Here is a 20790-nt window from a genome sequence, read left to right as displayed (position 1 = left end):
TATTGACTGACAACTATAATCAACAACAACCCACATCAGAGAGAGTAGATCATGAAACTGTTTGAAACCCGCACGGCACCAAACCCGCGTCGCGTTCGCATTTTTCTCGCGGAAAAAGGACTGCTGGACGAGGTCGAAATCATTCAGCTGGACCTGCAGAAAGGCGAAAACCTGACGCCGGAATTCGTGACCCGAAACCCCATGAAAAAAGTGCCGGTACTGGAACTCGACAATGGTGCCTGCATTGCAGAGACCGTGGCCATCTGCCGTTACTTTGAAGAAGTCTACCCCGACTCGGCACCGTTGATGGGCCGCACACCGCTGGAAAAGGCACAGATTGACCAATGGCTGCGCTGGATAGATTTTTATTTTATGACCCCGACCGGCATGGCATTCCAGCACACCACCGGGTACTTCAAGGATCGTATGAAACCGTTTCCGGAATGGGGCGAAGAATGCAAGATTCAGGCGTCGAAATTCATGCACTTCCTTGACAAACAACTGGCAGAACGTGAATTCATTTGTGGCGATCAGTTCAGCGCGGCAGATATCAACGCCATGTGCACAATAGACTTCAATCGCGTCATCTCACAACGCATTCAGCCGGAACAAACCCATTTGCAAGCCTGGTACGACCGGGTGTCACAACGCCCTTCAGCGAAGGCCTGACCGGGTGGCCGGATAAACTATAGCCGCTCAACCCACAAGGGGGTAAATCGTTCGCTACCCACCACCCGCTTCGCATGCACCAGCGCCCGATACCAGCGGCGCTGGGCCGGCGGCACGACTACCGGCCGGCCGGCCAGCAGACTTTGCGAGATGTCATCAGCACTCTGATGCTGACTCAGTATACCCAGCACGGATTCTCGGGCGCCGTAGGTTTCATGCAAAAACTGGCCGGCCTCATCAGTCAGGTTGATACTATAGTGGCGCACAAGCGCCATCGCCAGGTGCTCCGCAGCCTGACTCATATCTTCCACAACATCCTGCGCCATCGACTCGGCAAGCATCTTCTTCTCACTGGCGCTCATGCCAGGTTCCAGATCGCCCAGATAGGTTGCCCGCGTCGACCCGATGCCCCGCTGTACCTGAGGAAAAGACAAGTGGACATGTGGCTCCAGCGCCAGTGCCACTTCAATCACCAAGTGCCGGGCGCTGTCCAGCGTCAGCGGATTATCCCTTTCACTGCGTCGCTCAAACAGGCCCTTGGTTTCATGCGCTTCCAGATGTTGCTCGCGCAGGTAGCGGGCCAGGATCCGGCAAACCTCTTTGCGCTCCTCTTCGTCCAGGCTTACAACTTTCTCACGAATTCTGACACCACGTCCCTTTGGTCCGATCTGCAGTTCTTCGGCATCCAGATGGGCGTCATCCATCATGCGACTCCAATTCTCGGTGCTGGCCAGAAACTCAGCGTGCAGTTCACCGATGCGCTTGAATGACTCGTGAGCCGTACGATACAGCCGCAATGCGCTGGTCATTATCTCGGCATTAAGACGCAATGTCGGCCGCAAACTGATGTCACCCTTTCTGATGACATCCACATCCTTGCGCATGCCCAGCGCCAGCCGGTCCAGAGCCTGGCCCACACGCTCCACCAGAAGTGCTGCTGGCAGACCTTCAGGAACCTCGTCATAGGTCATTACATCGACCTCTACCAACCAGGACGCCAGGCCCCGAATCCTGTTGCCGCCGGAGGCCTGAGCAATACGATAACGACTGCGCCGCCGCTCCATCCGATCAAGCGCCTCGGCAAGCTGCCAACGGCCCCGATAATCGAATACCAGCATCGGTATTTCGCGTCCATTGATCAATTCGAAACACAACACCAGCATGGATTCAACGTCCTGCATGGTAATCAGCAGCAGGTTATCCTGCTCGATCGCCGCCAGCACACGGGAAATAAAATGCTCGGTCCGCGGGATGCCATGACGCAGATTGGCGATATCGCCCTGGCAACGTTGACGCAGCACCTCTGCGGCCTGGGGCGAGACTTGATTAAGCACGGTTATCGCCTGTTCAAACTGTTGGTCATGGACCTGCTGAATATCAGCGATACGCGAATACAGGCCGGCGCGCCTGAAATTGTCGATAATGGCCAACAAGCGGCCCAGGTCGGCATCACCGGTAAGCTGTTCACAGGCCATGGCGACACCGCCGGGAGAAAGATCAACCCGTTGCAGGAGCTGGATGGCAGCTTCGCGTTCGCGCACCTCCCCCTCGAAACCACTGATGATCAGATCCCGTGATGAAAGAATCAGGTCGCCCAGTTTGTCTATGACTTCAACCACAGATAGCTGCGCCCGCTCGGTGGCATGACCCAGGGTGCTGTCATAAACGATCTTGGCGGCCAGGGCCATCAGGCCGCTAAGCACGGTGAAACTGATAAAGTATAGAAGAAGCTGGTTGGACGGTGGCTGCCCGAAACCAATGTAGTAACCGCCGTACAAACCGATCGCGGTGACCGGGCCCGCTGTCCACGCCAGCCCCAGCAGACTGCGCGACACACGCACCCGACGCACACTACGGGCAAATTTATCCAGACGCTCGTTGTCCTCGCGATCCAGCGATATACCTTTCTTTTTTTGTGAGCGCTGCCAGAGCCATTGCGGCAAACTAAACATAAAACCCCTCTGTCGTGGCCGGCAGTATACCCCAGACCAGCGTATTTGACCCACCCGTGGCGATACCTGGTATACAGGCAGTAGTGACACCGCAACTGGCATGTTATTCTTCGTCCGCAATTGTATGCATTACTACCCTACCGGCCGCAACGGCCAGCCCCTGACATGAGGATTACCCGCATGAGCCAAAGCCGTACCGTGTCCAAATCAGCCTCATCCCGCGTGGTAAAACTGCTGGTCACACTGACCTGTCTGGCGGTGGTCGGCCTGGTCCTGTGGCAGTTGCTGCCCAGATCCACTTTCTCCAGCGACCTCAGCCAGCTGGGCCAGGGCAAACCGGCATTAGTCATGTTGCGCGAAATTCATGTCATGGGAGGCGAGCGGACCCTTGCGCAGATGGAGTCGCTTTACCCGACCTGGCAGGACCAGATGACGTTCCTGCTGGTGCATACCGGGCACCCCGATGGTGTGGCGTTTGCGCAAACCCACAATATTGGCGACGGTTCCCTGGTGCTGTTTGACAGCAGCGGTCAGGCCCTTGCAACCATGGGTCGGCCAGAGAGCGTCGAAGATTTACGCCGCTTTATCAGCGTGAACCTGAATCCGGGCTCATAACACGACAACAACAGGCTCACGGCAATCGGATGGCTATCGAGATCGAACGTAAATTCCTGGTCGACAAGACCCGGTGGCAACCCGACAACACCGGCGTCCGCTACCGACAGGGTTACCTGTGTCCGGGCGCAGGCATCACGGTGCGTGTCCGGATTGCCGGCACGCAAGCCTTCCTCACCGTGAAAGGTCCAACCACGGGCTACGCCCGCGCCGAATATGAATACCCGGTACCGGTATCGGATGCAGAGGAAATGCTGACCGATCTCTGTCAAAAACCATTGATCGAGAAAGTCCGTTACCGCGTTGAGCACGCCGGCCATACCTGGGAAGTGGATGTTTTTCAGGGTGACAACAGTGGCCTGATACTGGCGGAAATAGAACTGGACAGTGAGGACACCCGCTTTGCCCTGCCCGCCTGGATTGGCGAAGAGGTTTCGGGAGACCCCATGTATTTCAATTCAGCGCTGGCCCGCACGCCCCAACCAGGCCCGTATCACGTCGACCCCGCCTCTGGCTGAGCGTTGCTGCCGCTAGCCCGACACCTCCTGCCAGCGCCAACTCAACCCCGCACCTAACAGCCCGGCGGCGCCCAACAGCGCAATGACCAGTGGCACGGATACCAGTGCTGCCAGCGCGCCCAACACGCCGGACACCAACAGCAACAGACCGATTACGGTATTGCTCACCGCGACATAGTCAGTGCGTTTGTTGCCACCGGCCATATCGACCAGATAGGTTTTGCGGCCCAGACGAACGCCTGCATGCGATACACCCAAAATGAAAAATGCCAGCGGATAAAACCATTGCGAAGCCGCCGCGGAATCTGCCAATATCGCCCAGGCTGCGACCGCCAGCGAGGTAACCGAGGCCAGCGCACAGGCGACCGCAAACACCTGACGACTGGAACGGTCAGCCCATCGCCCCCAGACGGGGGAACTGAGCAAGCCTGCCAGACCTTCAACAGCAATAAAAATACCCAGCAGAGAAGCGGCACTGCCCAGGTCATCCTGCGCCAGCGCAATATAGAACGGAGCGACCAGGCCGGAGCCCATGGCCAGTGCCCGGGCAATGACGAATTGCCGGAACGCCTTGTCGTCGCGCAACAGTGACAGCCGCGCAAACGCCTCGGCAAAACCATTGGCGCCACCGTCGGTGGCGCCGGGAAACTCCCTGATACGGGCGTAGGAAATGATGGCCAGCAGCCACAGTCCGGCGCCAGCTGCTAACAATATCGCGTAGGACCCGGCCGCCTCGCTGCCGCCGGTCATGCTCAACAATAACCCGGCAGCAAAAGCGGCCAGCCCGGCAATGGCACTGATCCAGCCGGACAAACGACCGCGACGGGTTTTGGGTATGGTTTTGCCCAGCACGTCCTTATACGCGACCGAGCAGGCGCCCCGGGCCAGACTGAACATCACCAGCAAGGCCACCACGGCCAGTCCTGCGCGGAGCCCCTCCAGGGCAAACGCACACCAGACCATCAGCAACAATGCCAGTCCCTGAACAGCCCCGCCGCCAACCCAGATCCATTTACGAACAGCCTGACCACGCACCCAGGCACCAATCAGCATTTGCGGCAACATCGAGCCTGACTCGCGAATGGGCACCAGCAAACTGATAATCCAGGACGGCGCACCGACCTGTAACAGTAACCACGGTAGCGTGGTTTTGGCACTGGCCAGACGATCAGCGACACTGCTGGCCGTATTGGCGATCAGGGTGGCGAGAAAATTGCCAGGTGTCTCCCGGCAGGCTTCATCACTGATGTCCTTGCATACCCGACCTTCATCATCTTCCGCAAGGCGTTCGTAAAGCGTGGTCTTCCAGTCATCAGGCGTATTTTTCATCATCGCAAAAGCTTAGCCTGTCTGCGCAATAGTTGCAAAAACAGGTAATCCGAGTTAGCTTTCAGACAGCAGTAGAACGACAACAATAACGATTGTTCATCATGTTCGATTCCCGGCAATCGGCATCTGCAAGAGGCACCCGGTCATGCATCACTCCCCGTCACATTCGCGAATGTTCATCTTCACATTCTTTATTACCCTGGGCGGAGCACTGGCTGCCTGCTCACCGGATACTGTAACAACATCTGACGCCACCGTCAGTAGCGACGGTGTCGTCAGTGACCCGTCTGCCGATTTGCAGCTGCGTTTTCTGGAGGCGACCCCGGGCGATGTCATAAATCTGCCCGCCGGCGTGTTCAATTTCGAGCGCAGCCTGACCCTGAATGTTGACAACATCACGCTACGCGGCGCGGGTATGGACGCAACCATCCTGTCGTTCAGGGATCAGATAACGGGTGGCGAGGGGCTGCTGGTTAACGCCAGCAACTTCACCATTGAAGACCTCGCCATTGAGGACTCACGCGGCGATGCCCTGAAAATAGCGCGCGGTGATAACATCGTCATTCGTCGTGTACGCACCGAATGGACCAATGGCCCGGATACCAGCAATGGTGCCTACGGCATTTACCCGGTGCAGACTCAACACACACTGATTGAAGATTCAGTTGCCATTGCCGCATCAGATGCCGGTATTTATGTCGGCCAATCGCAGAATGTGATCGTGCGCCGCAATCGGGCCGAATACAATGTTGCCGGTATCGAGATAGAAAATACCATTGGCGCGGATGTCTATGACAATGTCGCCATCAACAACACCGGCGGCATCCTGATTTTTAACATGCCCAACCTGCCGGTCGAAGGTCATACCACCCGTGTGTACAACAACCGGGTGCACCAGAACAACACTGAAAACTTTGCGCCACCTGGCACTGCAGTGGCCAGTGTGCCCGCCGGTTCCGGCATCCTGATCAACTCCAACGATAAAGTGGAAATTTTCGACAACGATCTGGGCCATAACCAGACCGCCAATATTCTGATTTCCAGCTACTTCAGTGCGGGCTATTCGGAACGGGAAATGGCCGAAGCATTTGACCCGTATCCGGAAACCATTTTTATATATAACAACAGTTTCACCGATGGTGGCAGCGCCCCCGGCACGCCCGAGCTGGACATGTTGCGCCAGGCCCTGTTTGGCGCAGATGGCAGTTTCCCGGACATTATCTGGGACGGCGTTACCCATCCCGAGCGCACCGACATGAGCTATGCCATTTGTGTTGATAATGCAGGTGCCGAAATACTCAATATCGATGCCGCCAACAACAATGCCAACCCTCATGTCGATATGGGCATGCACAGCTGTCAGCACAACAAACTGGCAGCAGTGGAATTGCCAGCGGGACTGATGGCAGAGTAAGAGGTCACACACCATGCCCGTTTCGCGACTCACCGCTCGTCTGTCCGCTGTCGCGGCCCTGGTATTATCGGGCATGTTGAGTTCATGTCAGGATCCGGGACCGCACGTGTTCGACAGCAGCAATTACCCGGCGCGACTGTCGGCCTGGCAATTGCTGCAGGTTCAGGGCAGAGAGCTCGAACTTAATGATGCCGTATTACCTTACCAACTGGCGACGCCCCTGTTCAGTGACTATGCGCTGAAACTTCGCACGGTGTGGTTGCCTGATGGCACGGCCGCCCGCTACCGTGATAACGAGCCTTTCGATTTTCCGGTAGGCACTGTTATCAGCAAAACGTTTTATTATCCGCTCGACACTGGCGCTGACAACAAAGACATGCCGCGTCTGCTTAAAGCCAGCGCAAACCAGTCAGAACCGGCAGGCACGTCACTGGACCTGAACGACTTCAGGCTTATTGAAACCCGCCTGCTGGTCCATCAGCCGAGCGGCTGGGAAGCGCTGCCCTACGTCTGGAACGACGAACAGACAGATGCCACCTTGCAGATAACCGGTGATATCCAGCGCCTGCAACTGGAAGGCACCACATTTGCCTATATCGTACCCAACCGCAACGAATGCGCCGGCTGTCATGTACTCGACCAGAACAAAGGCGACCTGTCTCCTATCGGCCCGGCAGCACGCCATCTGAATCGACTCATCAGTCATGAAAACGGTGAACTGCGACAACTGACGCTTTGGCAGCAACGCGGCTGGCTGACCGGATTACCGGAAGTTGAACAGATCCCGGCGAATGCCGTGTGGCAGGATTCTGCAAACGCGGATGACTCAGTGCCACAACGCGCCCGCGCCTATCTCGACATCAACTGCGGGCATTGTCATCAACCAGGTGGCAGCGGCGACACCTCTGGATTGTTTCTGCACGCCGCGGAAACGTCTGCCATGCGCCTGGGCGTATGCAAGCCACCGGTGGCTGCCGGTCGCGGCGCGGGAGGCCACCGTTTCTCCATCGTGCCCGGCCAACCGGAAAACTCAATACTGAGTTATCGCATCGAAAGCCAGGAGACCGGCGTGCTGATGCCGGAGCTGGGCCGTAGCCTGGTACACGAACAGGGATTACAACTGGTCAACACCTGGATTGCACAGCGGCCAGGGCATTGTAACTGACCTGTTGATACGGTCGGATTTTCGGGAGCCTTAATGCAAACCAGTACCACCAGCCCCAGAAGTGTCCTGCACGCTGAGCAATTGTGTAAAACCTATGTGATGGGTGAAGTCACTGTGCACGCGCTGCGCAATGTCGATCTGTCACTGAGTCAGGGGGAACTGCTTGTGCTGCTGGGCGCCTCGGGCAGCGGCAAGTCGACCTTACTGAATATTCTGGGCGGCCTTGATGTCGCCACCAGCGGCAGACTGATTTATGGCGAGACCGATTTGAGCAACGCAGATGACCGTACGCTTACCAATTATCGGCGCCAGCATATCGGCTTTGTATTTCAGTTTTACAACCTGGTGTCCAGCCTGACGGCGATGGAAAATGTCGCCCTGGTGACTGACATTGCCCGTCAACCGATGTCACCCCGCGAAGCCCTGACACTGGTGGGGCTGCAGGACCGTCTGGACCACTTCCCGTCACAACTTTCCGGTGGGGAACAGCAACGGGTCGCAATCGCACGTGCCATTGCCAAACGCCCCGACGTTCTGCTGTGTGATGAGCCCACCGGTGCATTGGACGCCAGCACCGGCCGCATGGTGCTGGCGGTACTGGAACGGGTGAACAGGGAGACCGGCACCACCACCGCCATCATTACCCACAATGCGGCCATTGGTGCCCTTGGTGACACGGTAGTGCACATGAGCAGTGGCGAAATAACACAACGCACGCAGAACCCGCAGCGTGCCCGTGTCGAGCAGATCGAGTGGTAACGTCATCATGTTGGCTCTGAACCGCAAACTGGCCAGAGAGCTGTGGCACCTGAAAAGCCAACTGCTGTCGATCGCCCTGGTGGTCGCCACCGGCATCATGACCGTGGTCACCATGCGCGGCAGTTATGAAGCGCTGGTCATAACCCAGGACCGGTATTATCAGCAAACCCGCTTCGCCGATATCTGGGCACCGCTGCGCCGCGCCCCCGAAACCCTGCTCGCGCAGATTGTCAGTTTGCCGGGCGTGGCAGCCGCAGATGTCCGCATCAACTTCATGGCGACGCTGGACCTGGAGGATCTGGACGCACCCGCTACCGGGCGTTTCATGTCGCTGCCGGAAACCGGGCGCCCGCTGCTCAACGATATTGTTGTCCAGCGCGGACGCTACATTGAGCCCGGTGAGACTGCTGCGGTGCTGATCAATGAAAAGTTCGCACGCGCCCGTGGCCTCAATCCCGGCGATAGTATTCGCGCCATCATCAATGGCCGCGCGCGCGAACTGGACATTGTTGGCACGGCCATCTCGCCGGAACATGTCTATACCATGCCTCCCGGGTCATTGATGCCGGACGATACCCGTTTTGGTATTCTGTGGATGGGGCAGCGCGCGCTGGGTGCGGCATTTGATATGGATGGCGCCTTTAATGAAGCATTTGTCAGGATTGAGCCCGGCATCAACCCGGCGCAGGTGATCGCCGGATTAAACGAGCTGCTTTATCCCTATGGCGGCTTCGGTGCCTATCCGCGCCGGGATCAGCCCTCACACAGCATCCTGCAAGGTGAACTGGATCAGAACCGGGTCATGGGAACCGCGATTCCCGCGGTTTTTCTGGGTGTCGCTGTCTTTCTCTTACACTTGGTACTTGGACGCCTTATCAGTACCCAGCGTGGAGAAATTGCAGTGCTGAAGGCATTCGGCTACCACAATAGCGAAATCGCCATGCATTTTTTGCTGTTTGCCATTGTCGCCGTGCTGATGGGTATTCTTGTTGGTGTCATCGGTGGCGTCTACCTCGGCCAGGCCTATATTGGTATCTATCAGACCTATTTTGACCTGCCGGGACTGGACTACCGGCTGCAGCCAGGGTTACTGGTGCTGGCCTCTGCGGTCAGCCTGCTCGGCGCCTGCACGGGCGCCAGCAGTGCCGTGCTGAAAGCGGTCAGATTACCACCGGCCGAAGCCATGCGCCCGGAACCACCAGCGAATTTTCGCGCAGGCTGGCTGGAACGCACTGGCATCAATCGCCTGCTCCCCTCATCGACCCGCATGATACTCAGAAATATGGAACGAAAACCCTGGCAAAGCCTGATGTCTGCGCTGGGTGTTGCCATGTCTGTTGCCATTCTGGTCATTGGTCTGTTCATGTTCGACAGCATACGGTTTCTGATGGATCTGCAATTCAGGGCAATTCAACGGGAAGATGTTGCCATCAGTTTTTATGAACACCAGGCTGATCGTGTGCAACATGAATTGTGGCGATTGCCGGGTGTCACCCGGGTCGAGCCCTATCGCAGTATCCCGGTCCGGCTGCGGCACGGTCATCACCACCGCGATAGCGTAATTCAGGGCTTGTCTGCAGACGGCGAACTGCGACGGGTCATCGGTGCCAGCGGCATCGCTCAGCCGATACCGGCAGAAGGCCTGTTGCTGAGCCGCCTGTTAGCGGAACGTCTGGATGTAGCGACCGGCGACACCGTTACCGTGGAAATACTGGAAGGCAGACGTCAGCAGCGCGAAGCGATGATCGCGGGCGTCATCGACGATTATATGGGTGTCTCGGCAACCATGGAACTGACCGCGCTGCAGCGCCTCAGTGGTGAAGGCCCGTTCATCAGCGGCGCCTACCTGTCGGTCAGCGCTGATGATACTTCAGCCCTGTACCGCGACCTCAAGCAGATGCCAGCCGTCAGTGGGGTAGCGTCACCCGACGAGATGCTGGCGTCGTTTGAAAGTGAAATGGCGCAGGGTATCTTTGTTTCGGTTGGTTTTCTGGTCGGTTTTGCCGCCGTCATTGCGGTGGGCGTCATCTACAACGGCGCCCGCATTGCCTTGTCCGAGCGCGGGCGCGAGCTGGCGAGCTTGCGTGTCATGGGCTTTCATCGCAGAGAAGTCGCAATACTATTGCTGGGTGAGCAGGCCTTGATTACCCTGATGGCGATACCGATGGGCTGGCTTATCGGTTATGGTATGGCGTGGCTGGTTGTTGAAGGCATGCAGACCGACATGTTTCGCATTCCCTATGTGATCAACCCCTGGACCTGGCTGTTCACCGCGCTGATAACCGTGGCCGCTGCGACGGCCAGCGCGCTGGCCGTGCGACGAAGACTGGACCGCTTCGACCTCATCAGCGTGTTAAAAACACGGGAGTGAACCATGCGTAAATGGATAATCATGACCGCCATCGTGATGGCCGTGTCCGTACTGTGGCTATTGTCGTCAACACCATTGTCGGTGGAGACTGCCGTGGTACAAACGCGGCCGCTAACGGTGACTGTGCAGGAACAGGGTCGCACCCGGGCACGCCTGCCCTACACCATTACCGCGCCGGTCAACGGCCACCTGTTGCGTAATAACCTGATCGAAGGTATGTCCGTGCAACAGGGCGATGTGCTGGCGCAAATCGCATTGCTTGCCGAAGATACCCGGACAGAAGCCAGCATCCGGGCCAATCTCGCAGCCGCTGAGGCCCGCCAGCGCGCAGCAGAAGCCACCCTGATAGAGACTGAGTCCGCGTTGCCACGCGCACAGCGGGAAGCTGAACGCCGCGAACGCCTGTTTCTGGACCGCCTGATATCGGAAGAAGAACGTGACAGCTATCAGCAAACCGAGGCCGCAGCCGAAGCCCGACTGCTCAGTGCACGCGCGGCAGTAATTGCAGCACAGGCGGATGTGCAAAACGCCAGAGCGGCGCTGATGGGCCTGGATGGCAACCAGTCTGACAGCAATAACCTGACGGTGACCGCACCCGTCAGCGGGACCGTGCAGGCCGTCTACGAGCGCGGCGACCGGGTGATAGCTGCGGGCACAGAGTTGTTCCGGATCAGTGACGGCGATGCCCTGGAACTGGTGATCGACCTGCTGACGCAGGATGCCGTGCAAGTCAGCCCCGGCGATACGATTCTGATCACCGGGTGGGGCGGCCAGGAAACTCTGCCTGGCACGGTGGACTACATTGAGCCGCAGGCGTTTACCAAATACTCTGCACTGGGTGTGGAGGAGCAACGCGTCAATGTCATCGGACGCCTGACCGGCAGCAATGGTGGCCCCCCTTTATTGGGCGCGGAATACCGTATCGAAGCGAACATCGTGGTCTGGCAGGAAGATGAGGTGCTGACGGTGCCGATCAGTGCCCTGTTCCGAAGGGACAATAACTGGCATGTCTTCGTGGTAGAACAGGAGCAGGCAGTGCTCAGGCAAATACGGATCGGTCGTCGTAATCGCGACCTCGCACAGGTCCTTGACGGTTTGCAGCAAAACGACCAGGTGATTGTATTCCCATCCGACCAGGTCATGGATGGCAGCGCGGTGACAACCAACTAGACTGGCGTCACCGGCGCTCTACGGCGGATTATTGCTCCTCTTCAGCCATCTGCTCAAGCACACGAGCACCCATCAGAATGCCCGGCATGGAATGGTTGCCTTCATGACAGGCATATTCATACAGGTCCGGCGCAGCAAACATCGGTAGTTCGCCGGTCCACGCCGTTTCATACAATTCCGGATCTTCAATGGTGAACTGATAGCGCAGTTCCCGTTCGTTGACGCGCGAAAAACGCTCCGTGATTCTGGCATTGGCTGAGGTGTATCCGCTGCCGCGGGCTATCTGCTCGGGATCAAAATTGATGGTCTCCACCACCAACGTATCACCTTCATAGTACCCGATAGAATCGCCGTGCCAGCGCGGCACACCGTGCGGATCGTGCTCGCCATCAATCTTCACAATTCGTGCATCGTGCGCCATTTCAGCAAGGATCATGACATGCGTGGGGCTTTGCACAATCTGCGTGGTGTTATTGTAAAGTGATGGCGTAAAGGGAACGATGGATGCAAAACTGAGCATGCAGCGCTCAGCCAGCGACCGTCCCTCAGGGCCATCATTTTCATCCATATCCGGGTAGGCCATGGCAGCCCGCTGTGCCGCACGGATTTCACGGCCACCCTCAGTCCAGGGAATACGGCCATCTTCAGGCGCTATGATCAACGAGGTACGCAGCTCACCGTCAATAACGGCCAGCCAATCGCCGGGGTTAATCCAGAACGCATTGTAACCACCCACATTCTCCGGGCCCGGCGCTTCTGCACCACGCTCTTCAAGCGCGTCGGTATATTCCTTGAGTGATGGCACCAGGCGCTCGGCCTCTTCCTGACTGACAGTCAGCTTGCCTTCAAAACGGGGGTGGCGTTCAACGGCGGTTCTGGACGAATAGTCCCAGATGCCTTGCAGATCAGGGACGCCCCAGGCGGTCATGGGCGTTTGCCCATCATCAGCAGCGTATACGGAGGAACTGATCAGGCCGGCGGCCAGTAAAGATAATGACAGCGATAGCGACGCTGTCCTGGTTTGCAACAGGTAAACATTCATAGGACCACTTCTTTGTTTGTTATTAGTCTGGTACCACGCGAATATTTGATATCACGGGTACCAGAACAGGTCAAATGAATTCATTCATTTTTCGTTGGTTTACTCGCTGACGCCGATATCATGCCTCCTGAAAGTAGTCTTCCGGCGCGAACACATCGACTTCGATCGCTGCCATCGCTGCCGCATTGGCATCACGCATCAGCGTCGCCTCATCGGCGCTGATGACCTTGGCGTCCAGTGCCTCATCGACGACGTCGTAAGACAATCCCCGGGGCAATTTGCGGGCCTTCTGCGCCTGATGGATCCGCTCCATTACCGGAGCAGCTTCCGAATGCAGGCGGAAGGCTTTCATCAGATGACCCATACCCGGCTGGTCCTCAGCGAATGGCGCAATACCATCAGTGAAGCGTTTGAATTGATCATTCAGCTGCTGAATGGCGCCCGCTGTCGGCGGGATCAGCTCATCTGAGGGGCCGCGCGACAAGGGGTTGAGGCGCAGGAACCAGGATGACGGGCCGCGCAACCACCAGCCGACCACCGGCACATCAAAATTGGCATGAATGCCCTCGAAGGCATCCTGAATCTGCGCCAGAGCAAACTCACAGCTGTATTTAACGATTGGCAGATCCTCAGGCTTGCTGCCTTCGGCCTTGAAACGACGCAAAGTGGAGATGGCCAGCACCTGCCAGGTCAGCGCATCTGCAAAACGGCCGCCCAGGCTGCCTTTAACCTTGAGTTTGCCGCCAATCAGATACAGCGCCAGGTCGGCCAGCAGCGCAAACCGCGAAGAGGCCCAGGCCAGACGGCGATAGTAGGTGGCGACCTCCCCCGACTCGGGGCTGCCGGCACTGAAACCGCGGGTCAGACCACGCACCTTGCTGCGGAAAAAATTGCTGACGGTATGCCACAGCCAGCCCAGCAAGCGCTGGCGAAACGCCGTGGCGTCATTGTCCTCTACAGCCTTGACCAGGGGCAGCGCATAGGGGTGGCAACGCGTTGCGCCCTGACCAAAGGTAATCAGGGTTCGGGTCATGATATTGGCCCCTTCTACCGTGATACTGACCGGTGCGCTGCTGTAGCCGCCACCCAGAATGTTTCGCGGTCCCTGCATCACGCCGGCGCCGGAAAACACATCCATGCCATCAATCAGGGACCGCTGGCCGTAGTCCGTACTGCTGGATTTCAATAGCGCAGAGATCACCGGCGGCTGTTGCCCATTATCCAGTGCCGAGCACGAGTACACCCGTGCGCCCTCAAAAATATAGGCAAACGCGGCGATACGTGCCACCTTTTCCTGCACCCCCTCCATCAGACCGATCTGAATGCCGAACTGGTGGCGAATCATGGAGTAGGCGCCGGTGGCAGCGGCCACCAGTTTCATGCCACCAATGGCACCGGCGGGCAAGGACACGGCCCGGCCACCGGCCAACTGCTCCATCAGCATGCGCCAGCCCTGACCGGTGTATTCCGGACCACCGATAATCTGCTCTGGCGAGACGATGACATCCTCACCGATAATGGGGCCGTTATAGAAACTCATGCCGATTGGCAGATGGTGATCGCCGTTTTTGAGCCCGGGCGTACCCTTGTGCAACATGACCACTGTGATTCCCGGGTATTCGCCCTTGCCCAACAGGTTTTCCGGGTCGTGCATTTGAAACGCCAGGGAGATCAGGTTGGCAACGGGCGCCAGCGTGATATAGCGCTTGCGGAAATTCATCCGGATTTTGGTTTCGCCATTATCGTCCTTGAAGACCACACCCTCTGCCTTGATCGAAGCCGCATCAGAACCTGCGGTCAGCTCGGTCAGGCCAAAACAGGGCACATACTCGCCACTGGCCAGTTTCGGCAGGTACTCATCCCGCTGTGCGTCGGTACCATAGTGCTTCAACAATTCCGCGGCCCCCAGGGAATTGGGAATGACCACGAAGGTGCCGGCCGTCGGGCAGTAAGCATTCACTTTCGCCATGATTGACGAGATGGCGAGGGTGGAGAATTCCTTGCCGCCGTACTGCTTGGGTATCAGCAGCCCCATGAAGCCCTGCTGTTTGATGAAATCGATGACCTCATCGGGCACCTTGCGGGTGGTCGTGATCTGGTAACTGTCGATCATCCGGCACAATTCTTCTGTCGGCCCGTCCATGAACGCCTGCTCTTCGTCGGACAGCAGGTTGTAGGGCTCATCAAGCATATTGCGGAAATCCGGGTTGCCAGAGAAAATCTGTCCGTCAATCCAGATTGTGCCGGCCTCCAGCGCCTGTTTCTCTGTGTCAGAAATACGCGGCAGCACATTGTTATCCCGCATGAACTTCATAATCATTGAAAACATAAATCGTGTTCCTCGCGAACATCATTGCTGAGCTGTAGCCCACAGAATAACTGGGATTGACTGAAATTGGAATGCGTTCATTTTTCTGTCACGCACGAGAGGGCCCCTCGCGCAGAGCTGCACCGGGGCACACCACCGTCACTTCCATGCGACACGCTGTCATCTAACTGATAAGCTCAAAAGATATGCTGAAACAGAGTGTTAACACCGCACATTAATCAATGATACCAGGACAATCCATGTCAGCCAGCAACCTTCATCCAGTCGCATCAACCTGTTACTCAACCATACGACGCGGTCTTGCCTATCACAGCCCGTGCATACGATTCAGTCTGCAGCTGACCCTGGCACTGAGCACTGCGACCCCGCTGGCAGCAGCACAGACTTTTTACCCGGCACCGGCTGAAGAATCACCTGAGCACTGGCAGGCGCAGGGACAGGCCGAACTCCAGCGCGCAATGGCCAGAACACCGATCACCAACAGGGCAAAAAATGTCATCCTTTTTGTCGGTGATGGTATGGGCATCTCAACGGTCACTGCCGCCCGCATATTCGATGGTCAATTGCGCGGCAGCGCTGGCGAGGAGAACCGGCTGACATTCGAAAGTTTCCCTTACGTGGCACTGTCCAAGACCTACAACACCAACCAGCAGACCGCTGACTCTGCGGGCACCATGACTGCCATGATGTCCGGTATCAAGACCCGTGCCGGCGTTATCGGGGTCAATCAATACGCTGACCGTGGCGATTGCCAGTCCTCGCTGGGCACGGAAGTGCCCAGCCTAATGCAGGACGCTGCTGACCGTGGCCTGGCCACCGGCTTTGTCACCACCACCCGTATCACTCACGCTACACCCGCAGCCACCTATGCTCATAGCCCCGAGCGCAACTGGGAAAGCGACGCCAACCTGAGCCCGGAAGCCATTGCCGCTGGTTGTCAGGATATCGCCGCGCAATTGCTGTCCTTTGATTTCGGCGCCGGCGTCAACGTGGCCATGGGCGGCGGCCTGGCGGCCTTTGTGCCGACCACAGAAACTGAACCCTTGACGGGAGGGGCGGGTCAGCGGCTGGACGGCCGCAACCTTACCCGGGAATGGCTGGAGAAATACAACGACAGCGCCTTTGTCTGGAACAAGGACCAGCTGGCAGCTGTGGACGTCACCAGTACCGCACATGTGCTAGGCCTGTTCAGTCGCTCCCAGATGAGTTATTCCCATGACCGCGCCGGCGACGATGCCAGCGAACCCGACCTGCCCGCGATGACGGAAACCGCCATCCGCCTGTTGCAACAACAGGGACAGGAAGACGGCTTTTTCCTGATGGTGGAAAGCGGCCGTATTGATCATGCCCACCACGCAGGCAATGCCTACCGGGCGCTGCAGGATACCAGGGAGTTCGCTGACGCCGTGCAGAAAGCGATGACGCTGACCAGCGATGAAGACACGCTGATCATTGTTACCGCCGATCACAGCCACACGTTGACCCTTGGCGGGTATGCCACCCGCGGCAACCCGATTCTGGGAACAGTTGTCGGCAACGACGACCAGGGCCTTCCACAAGCCGGAGTCAGTATCGCGGCCGACGACATGCCTTATACCACACTGGGTTACCGTGACGGACTGGGCTTCGCTGAAGATGCCGGTGGCGACAGCCGCTACCAGATGCCTATCGCCGGCGGCAGACACGACCTGCGCGAAGTCGACACCACGCACCCGGACTTCCACCAGGAAGCACTGGTGCCACTGGAGTCCGAAGGCCATGCCGGCGAAGATGTGGCCATCTATGCCCGCGGTCCCTGGGCGCATTTGTTCCATAGCACACATGAACAGAACTACATTTATCATGTCATGCGTCACGCCCTGGGCTGGTAACCCGCTCGGGCAATAAAGACTGACACCGGACCCGACTGCAACTCCGGTGAGCACCCGTTTGTATCGGCGGACAGCCTCAGGCAAAATGAATACATTCAGCAGCAACACTACTGCCCGAGGTATTCATGAGCGAGTCATCAACACATACGGATCTCAAAGCAACAGCCCCCGACGCCATGACGGATAAATTCCGTCACTGGCATCTGACCCGCGACCGCGACAACATCATTTATGCCTACCTGGACCGCGAAGGGGAACGCGTCAATTCGCTTTCGCGCGCGGTGCTGGAAGAGTTTGAGCAATTGCTCATCCTGGCAGAGCAGGAAAAACCCAGAGGCCTGGTGCTGCTATCCGGCAAATCCACAGGCTTTGTGTTTGGCGCAGATATCAAAGAGTTCGAAGGCTTCACCTCTGCGGAGAATGTCACTGCGGAGATTTCGCGGGTACACGATATGTTCACCCGCCTGGAAAACCTGCCCTGTACAACTGTGGCTGCCATCGAAGGCTACTGCCTGGGCGGCGGCCTGGAAATGTCACTGGCCTGCGACTACCGTATTGCCAAGGATGTGCCATCCACCCGACTGGGCTTCCCGGAAGTCCAGCTCGGCATCTTCCCCGGCTTCGGGGGTTCGGCCCGATCGGTACACACCATGGGCGGGCTCAAGGCCATGGAGCTGATGTTGACCTCTCGTCAGATCAGCGCCCGGGCCGCCAAAGCTGTTCACCTGATTGATGAGGTTATCGGGCGCCATGAGGAGCTCCTCTGGGCCGCACGCCGTGCCGTGATGGCCGGAAAGAAAAGCGGCCAGCCGGGCCTGGTCGCGCGCCTGAGTAATCTGTGGCCGGCGCGAAAAATACTCTCCGTCCAGATGCGCAAGAAAACCCGACCCAGAGCCAATCCGGACCACTATCCGGCCCCTTACCGCCTGCTAGACGTCTGGGAGCGCTACGGTGGCAATCGCCAGAAAATGATGCGCGAGGAAGCCCGCGCAGTTGGTGAACTGATGGTATCACCCAGTGCCGAAGGGTTGCGCCGCACCTACCACCTGATGGAACGGCTCAAATCTCTGGGCAAAGGAGCCGACTTTAACGTGCGTCATGTCCATGTCGTCGGCGCCGGCACCATGGGCGGTGATATAGCCGCCTGGTGTGTGCTCCGCGGCATGGACGTCAGCCTGCAGGACCGCGAGATGAAATACATCACACCGGCACTGGAGCGCGCTGAAAAGCTGTTCCGCAAAAAACTGCGTAACCCCGCCAAAGTCAAAGCGGCACTGGCACGGCTGCGACCCGATGTGGACGCCAGTCTTGTGCACCGCGCAGACGTGGTGATTGAGGCCATTTTTGAAAATGCCGAGGCCAAGCAGGCGTTGTTCAAAGATCTTGAACCGAAATTGAAGGAAGGCGCCGTACTCGCGACCAATACATCGGCCATTCCGCTGGAGAAACTCGCTGGTGTGTTACAGAATCCGTCCCGCCTTATCGGTCTGCATTTCTTTAACCCGGTGCCCAGGATGCCCCTGGTTGAGGTCGTGTACGGGCCGGACACGGACGACGAATACCGCAAGAAAGGCGCGGCTTTCTGCCAGCAAATCAGCCGCTTTCCATTGCCGGCCAAAAGCAGCCCCGGCTTTCTGGTCAACCGCGTACTGGCCCCGTACATGATGACAGCGTTGCAGCTGCATCAGGAAGGCGTGCCCGCCGAAGCACTGGATGCCGCCGCCGAAGCCTTCGGCATGCCAATGGGACCGGTTGAACTGGCCGACACCGTCGGGCTTGATGTCTGCCTGATGGTCACTGGCGTATTGCAGGACGGCGAGAGCGACTCAGATGACAGCCCGCAGAAGGCCTTTATCAAGTCCCTGGTCGATGACGGCAAACTGGGCAAGAAGTCCGGTGAAGGCATCTATGTCTGGGAGAAAGACAAACCCAAAAAACATGACGGTGCGGCAACCGGGCATGATCTGGCGGAACTGTCCGACAAACTGATCGCTGCCTATATCAATGAGTGTCAGGCGGCACTGACCGAAGGCGTTGTCGAAGATGCCGACCTGCTGGACGCAGGCATGATCTTCGGCACCGGGTTTGCGCCCTTCCGCGGCGGTCCATTGCATTATCTGGAAAATCGCGAACGCCAACCCAAAGTGGAAAGTACCTCCAAATCGGCAGAGACCGAGAACGAGAACGACACAGAAACCGATAACAGCACCGATAAAAGCACCGATATAGAGAACAGCGACGACAGCGGAAAAGAGACCGAAACCAAAACCGGGCAGGAGAAACAAACACGTGACTAATTCAACAGAAAACTCACAGACTCTGCGCCGCGTTGTGATTGCCGGCGGCATCCGCATACCATTCTGCCGTTCAAACACAGCTTACTCGGAGCTGACCAACCTGGACATGCTGTCTGACACATTGCAGCAGTTGAGCAGCAAGTTCGATCTGGCGGGCAAAAAAATTGATGAGGTATTGGCCGGCGCAGTCACCACACACAGCAAGGACTGGAATCTGGCGCGGGAAGCAATTCTGAGCACAGACCTGTCTCCGTCGACACCCGGTATCACACTGCAGATGGCCTGCGGTACCTCCTTGCAGGCAGCCCTGATGTCAGCTGCCAAAATCGCTACCGGTCAGATTGAATGCGCCATCGCTGCCGGCACCGATACCACCAGCGACGCACCTATTGTATTCAAGCGCAAATTTGCACAGCGCCTGATCAAACTGGGTCAGGCACGGGATATCAAGTCTCGCTTGCGCGCCTTCAAAGGCTTCCGCATGGCAGAACTGGCGCCACAACCTCCGGCCAACGGCGAACCTCGCACCCGGCTGTCCATGGGCGAGCATTGTGAACTGATGGCGCGAGAGTGGGGCATTGCCCGCAAGGACCAGGATCAATTGACACTGGAGAGTCACCTGAAAGCAGCTGAAGCATATGAGGCCGGTTTTTTCGACAACCTGGTGAACGCCTATCAGGGGGTCAGCCGGGACAATAATCTGCGGGCCGACACCAGTATAGAAAAACTGGCGACGCTGAAACCCGCCTTTGATCGCAAAAACGGGACCCTGACTGCCGGCAACAGTACCCCCTTGACCGACGGGGCAGCGGCTGTGCTGTTGTGTAGTGAAGACTATGCCCGCAAGAACAAGCTACCTATTCAGGCCTATCTCACTGCCGGGCGTACCAGCGCCATCGATTTCGTGCACGGAGAAGGGCTGCTGATGGCGCCAACCGTTGCCGTCAGCGAAATGCTGCAGCAAAACCAGCTGTCACTGCAGGACTTTGATTGTTATGAAATACACGAGGCATTTGCGGCGCAGGTACTGTGCACGCTAAAGGCATGGGAAGATGATGCTTTTTGCCGCGACAAACTGGGACTGCCGCACGCGCTGGGACGCATTGATCGCGACAGAATGAACATCAAAGGCGGCTCACTGGCATTCGGCCACCCCTTCGCCGCGACCGGCGCGCGCATACTGGGCTCATTGGCCGCCATTCTGGAAGAGAAAGGCAAAGGTCGTGGACTGATTTCGGTTTGCACTGCTGGCGGCATGGGCGTTGCAGCTATCGTTGAACGCCCATGAT

General features: G+C 57.7%; 15 protein-coding genes. 11 read left to right on the top strand and 4 right to left on the bottom strand.

Annotation, left to right across the window (positions count from 1 at the left end; all coding sequences use genetic code 11):
• Window positions 1-51: 51 nt before the first annotated feature.
• Window positions 52-669 carry a glutathione S-transferase family protein gene (locus tag ENH71_RS14220; RefSeq protein WP_294136292.1) on the top strand — a complete coding sequence of 206 codons (618 nt, stop codon included), beginning with the start codon at window positions 52-54 and terminating at the stop codon, window positions 667-669.
• 17 nt (window positions 670-686) lie between these two features.
• On the opposite strand, the gene ENH71_RS14215 is transcribed toward ENH71_RS14220, so the two are convergent.
• Window positions 687-2621, bottom strand: coding sequence for a hypothetical protein (locus ENH71_RS14215; RefSeq protein WP_294136294.1), 1935 nt, complete (start codon window positions 2619-2621; stop codon window positions 687-689).
• Between the two features lie 180 nt (window positions 2622-2801).
• On the opposite strand from ENH71_RS14215, the gene ENH71_RS14210 reads away from it, so the two are divergent.
• On the top strand, window positions 2802-3236 hold the full coding sequence (locus ENH71_RS14210) for a hypothetical protein (protein ID WP_294136296.1): 435 nt from the start codon (window positions 2802-2804) through the stop codon (window positions 3234-3236).
• 29 nt (window positions 3237-3265) lie between these two features.
• Window positions 3266-3754: a CYTH domain-containing protein gene (locus ENH71_RS14205; protein ID WP_294136297.1), complete on the top strand. Its 489-nt coding sequence runs from the start codon at window positions 3266-3268 to the stop codon at window positions 3752-3754.
• A gap of 12 nt (window positions 3755-3766) precedes the next feature.
• Here ENH71_RS14205 and ENH71_RS14200 read toward each other — a convergent pair whose 3' ends face one another.
• Complete coding sequence (locus ENH71_RS14200) at window positions 3767-5086, bottom strand: MFS transporter (RefSeq protein WP_294136298.1); 1320 nt, start codon at window positions 5084-5086, stop codon at window positions 3767-3769.
• A gap of 142 nt (window positions 5087-5228) precedes the next feature.
• On the opposite strand from ENH71_RS14200, the gene ENH71_RS14195 reads away from it, so the two are divergent.
• Genes ENH71_RS14195 through ENH71_RS14175 form a run of 5 tightly spaced genes read left to right on the top strand, consistent with a single transcriptional unit; the run spans window position 5229 to window position 11962 of the window.
• Window positions 5229-6497, top strand: coding sequence for a parallel beta-helix domain-containing protein (locus tag ENH71_RS14195; RefSeq protein ID WP_294136299.1), 1269 nt, complete (start codon window positions 5229-5231; stop codon window positions 6495-6497).
• A 13-nt stretch (window positions 6498-6510) separates the two neighbouring features.
• Window positions 6511-7662: an SO2930 family diheme c-type cytochrome gene (locus tag ENH71_RS14190; protein ID WP_294136300.1), complete on the top strand. Its 1152-nt coding sequence runs from the start codon at window positions 6511-6513 to the stop codon at window positions 7660-7662.
• A 33-nt stretch (window positions 7663-7695) separates the two neighbouring features.
• A complete protein-coding gene (locus tag ENH71_RS14185; RefSeq protein WP_294136302.1) occupies window positions 7696-8421 on the top strand; it encodes an ABC transporter ATP-binding protein in 726 nt (241 codons plus the stop codon).
• Entirely contained in the window at window positions 8399-10792 is a 2394-nt protein-coding gene (locus ENH71_RS14180; protein WP_294136304.1) for an ABC transporter permease, read from the top strand. Before ENH71_RS14185 ends, ENH71_RS14180 begins: the two co-directional genes overlap by 23 nt.
• A gap of 3 nt (window positions 10793-10795) precedes the next feature.
• Complete coding sequence (locus tag ENH71_RS14175) at window positions 10796-11962, top strand: efflux RND transporter periplasmic adaptor subunit (protein ID WP_294136306.1); 1167 nt, start codon at window positions 10796-10798, stop codon at window positions 11960-11962.
• 28 nt (window positions 11963-11990) lie between these two features.
• Here the strand turns inward: ENH71_RS14175 and ENH71_RS14170 are convergent, their stop codons facing one another.
• Both ENH71_RS14170 and ENH71_RS14165 read right to left on the bottom strand, forming a co-directional pair.
• Entirely contained in the window at window positions 11991-13004 is a 1014-nt protein-coding gene (locus ENH71_RS14170; protein ID WP_294136308.1) for a hypothetical protein, read from the bottom strand.
• 118 nt (window positions 13005-13122) lie between these two features.
• Complete coding sequence (locus ENH71_RS14165; protein ID WP_294136311.1) at window positions 13123-15333, bottom strand: acyl-CoA dehydrogenase; 2211 nt, start codon at window positions 15331-15333, stop codon at window positions 13123-13125.
• A 239-nt stretch (window positions 15334-15572) separates the two neighbouring features.
• Between ENH71_RS14165 and ENH71_RS14160 the strand changes: the two genes are divergently transcribed.
• From ENH71_RS14160 to ENH71_RS14150, 3 genes are all read left to right on the top strand, one after another.
• Window positions 15573-17204 (top strand): alkaline phosphatase family protein, encoded by a 1632-nt coding sequence (locus tag ENH71_RS14160; RefSeq protein ID WP_294136313.1) that lies wholly within the window; start codon window positions 15573-15575, stop codon window positions 17202-17204.
• Between the two features lie 125 nt (window positions 17205-17329).
• Complete coding sequence (locus tag ENH71_RS14155) at window positions 17330-19501, top strand: 3-hydroxyacyl-CoA dehydrogenase NAD-binding domain-containing protein (protein WP_294136315.1); 2172 nt, start codon at window positions 17330-17332, stop codon at window positions 19499-19501.
• Complete coding sequence (locus ENH71_RS14150; RefSeq protein WP_294136317.1) at window positions 19494-20789, top strand: acetyl-CoA C-acetyltransferase; 1296 nt, start codon at window positions 19494-19496, stop codon at window positions 20787-20789. Before ENH71_RS14155 ends, ENH71_RS14150 begins: the two co-directional genes overlap by 8 nt.
• Window position 20790 lies beyond the last annotated feature (1 nt).

Origin of the sequence: Pseudohongiella sp., from assembly GCF_011050365.1 — a bacterium.
Lineage (GTDB): Bacteria > Pseudomonadota > Gammaproteobacteria > Pseudomonadales > Pseudohongiellaceae > Pseudohongiella.
Note: the sequence above shows the minus strand (reverse complement) of the source record. Positions and strands in the feature narration are given on the sequence as shown.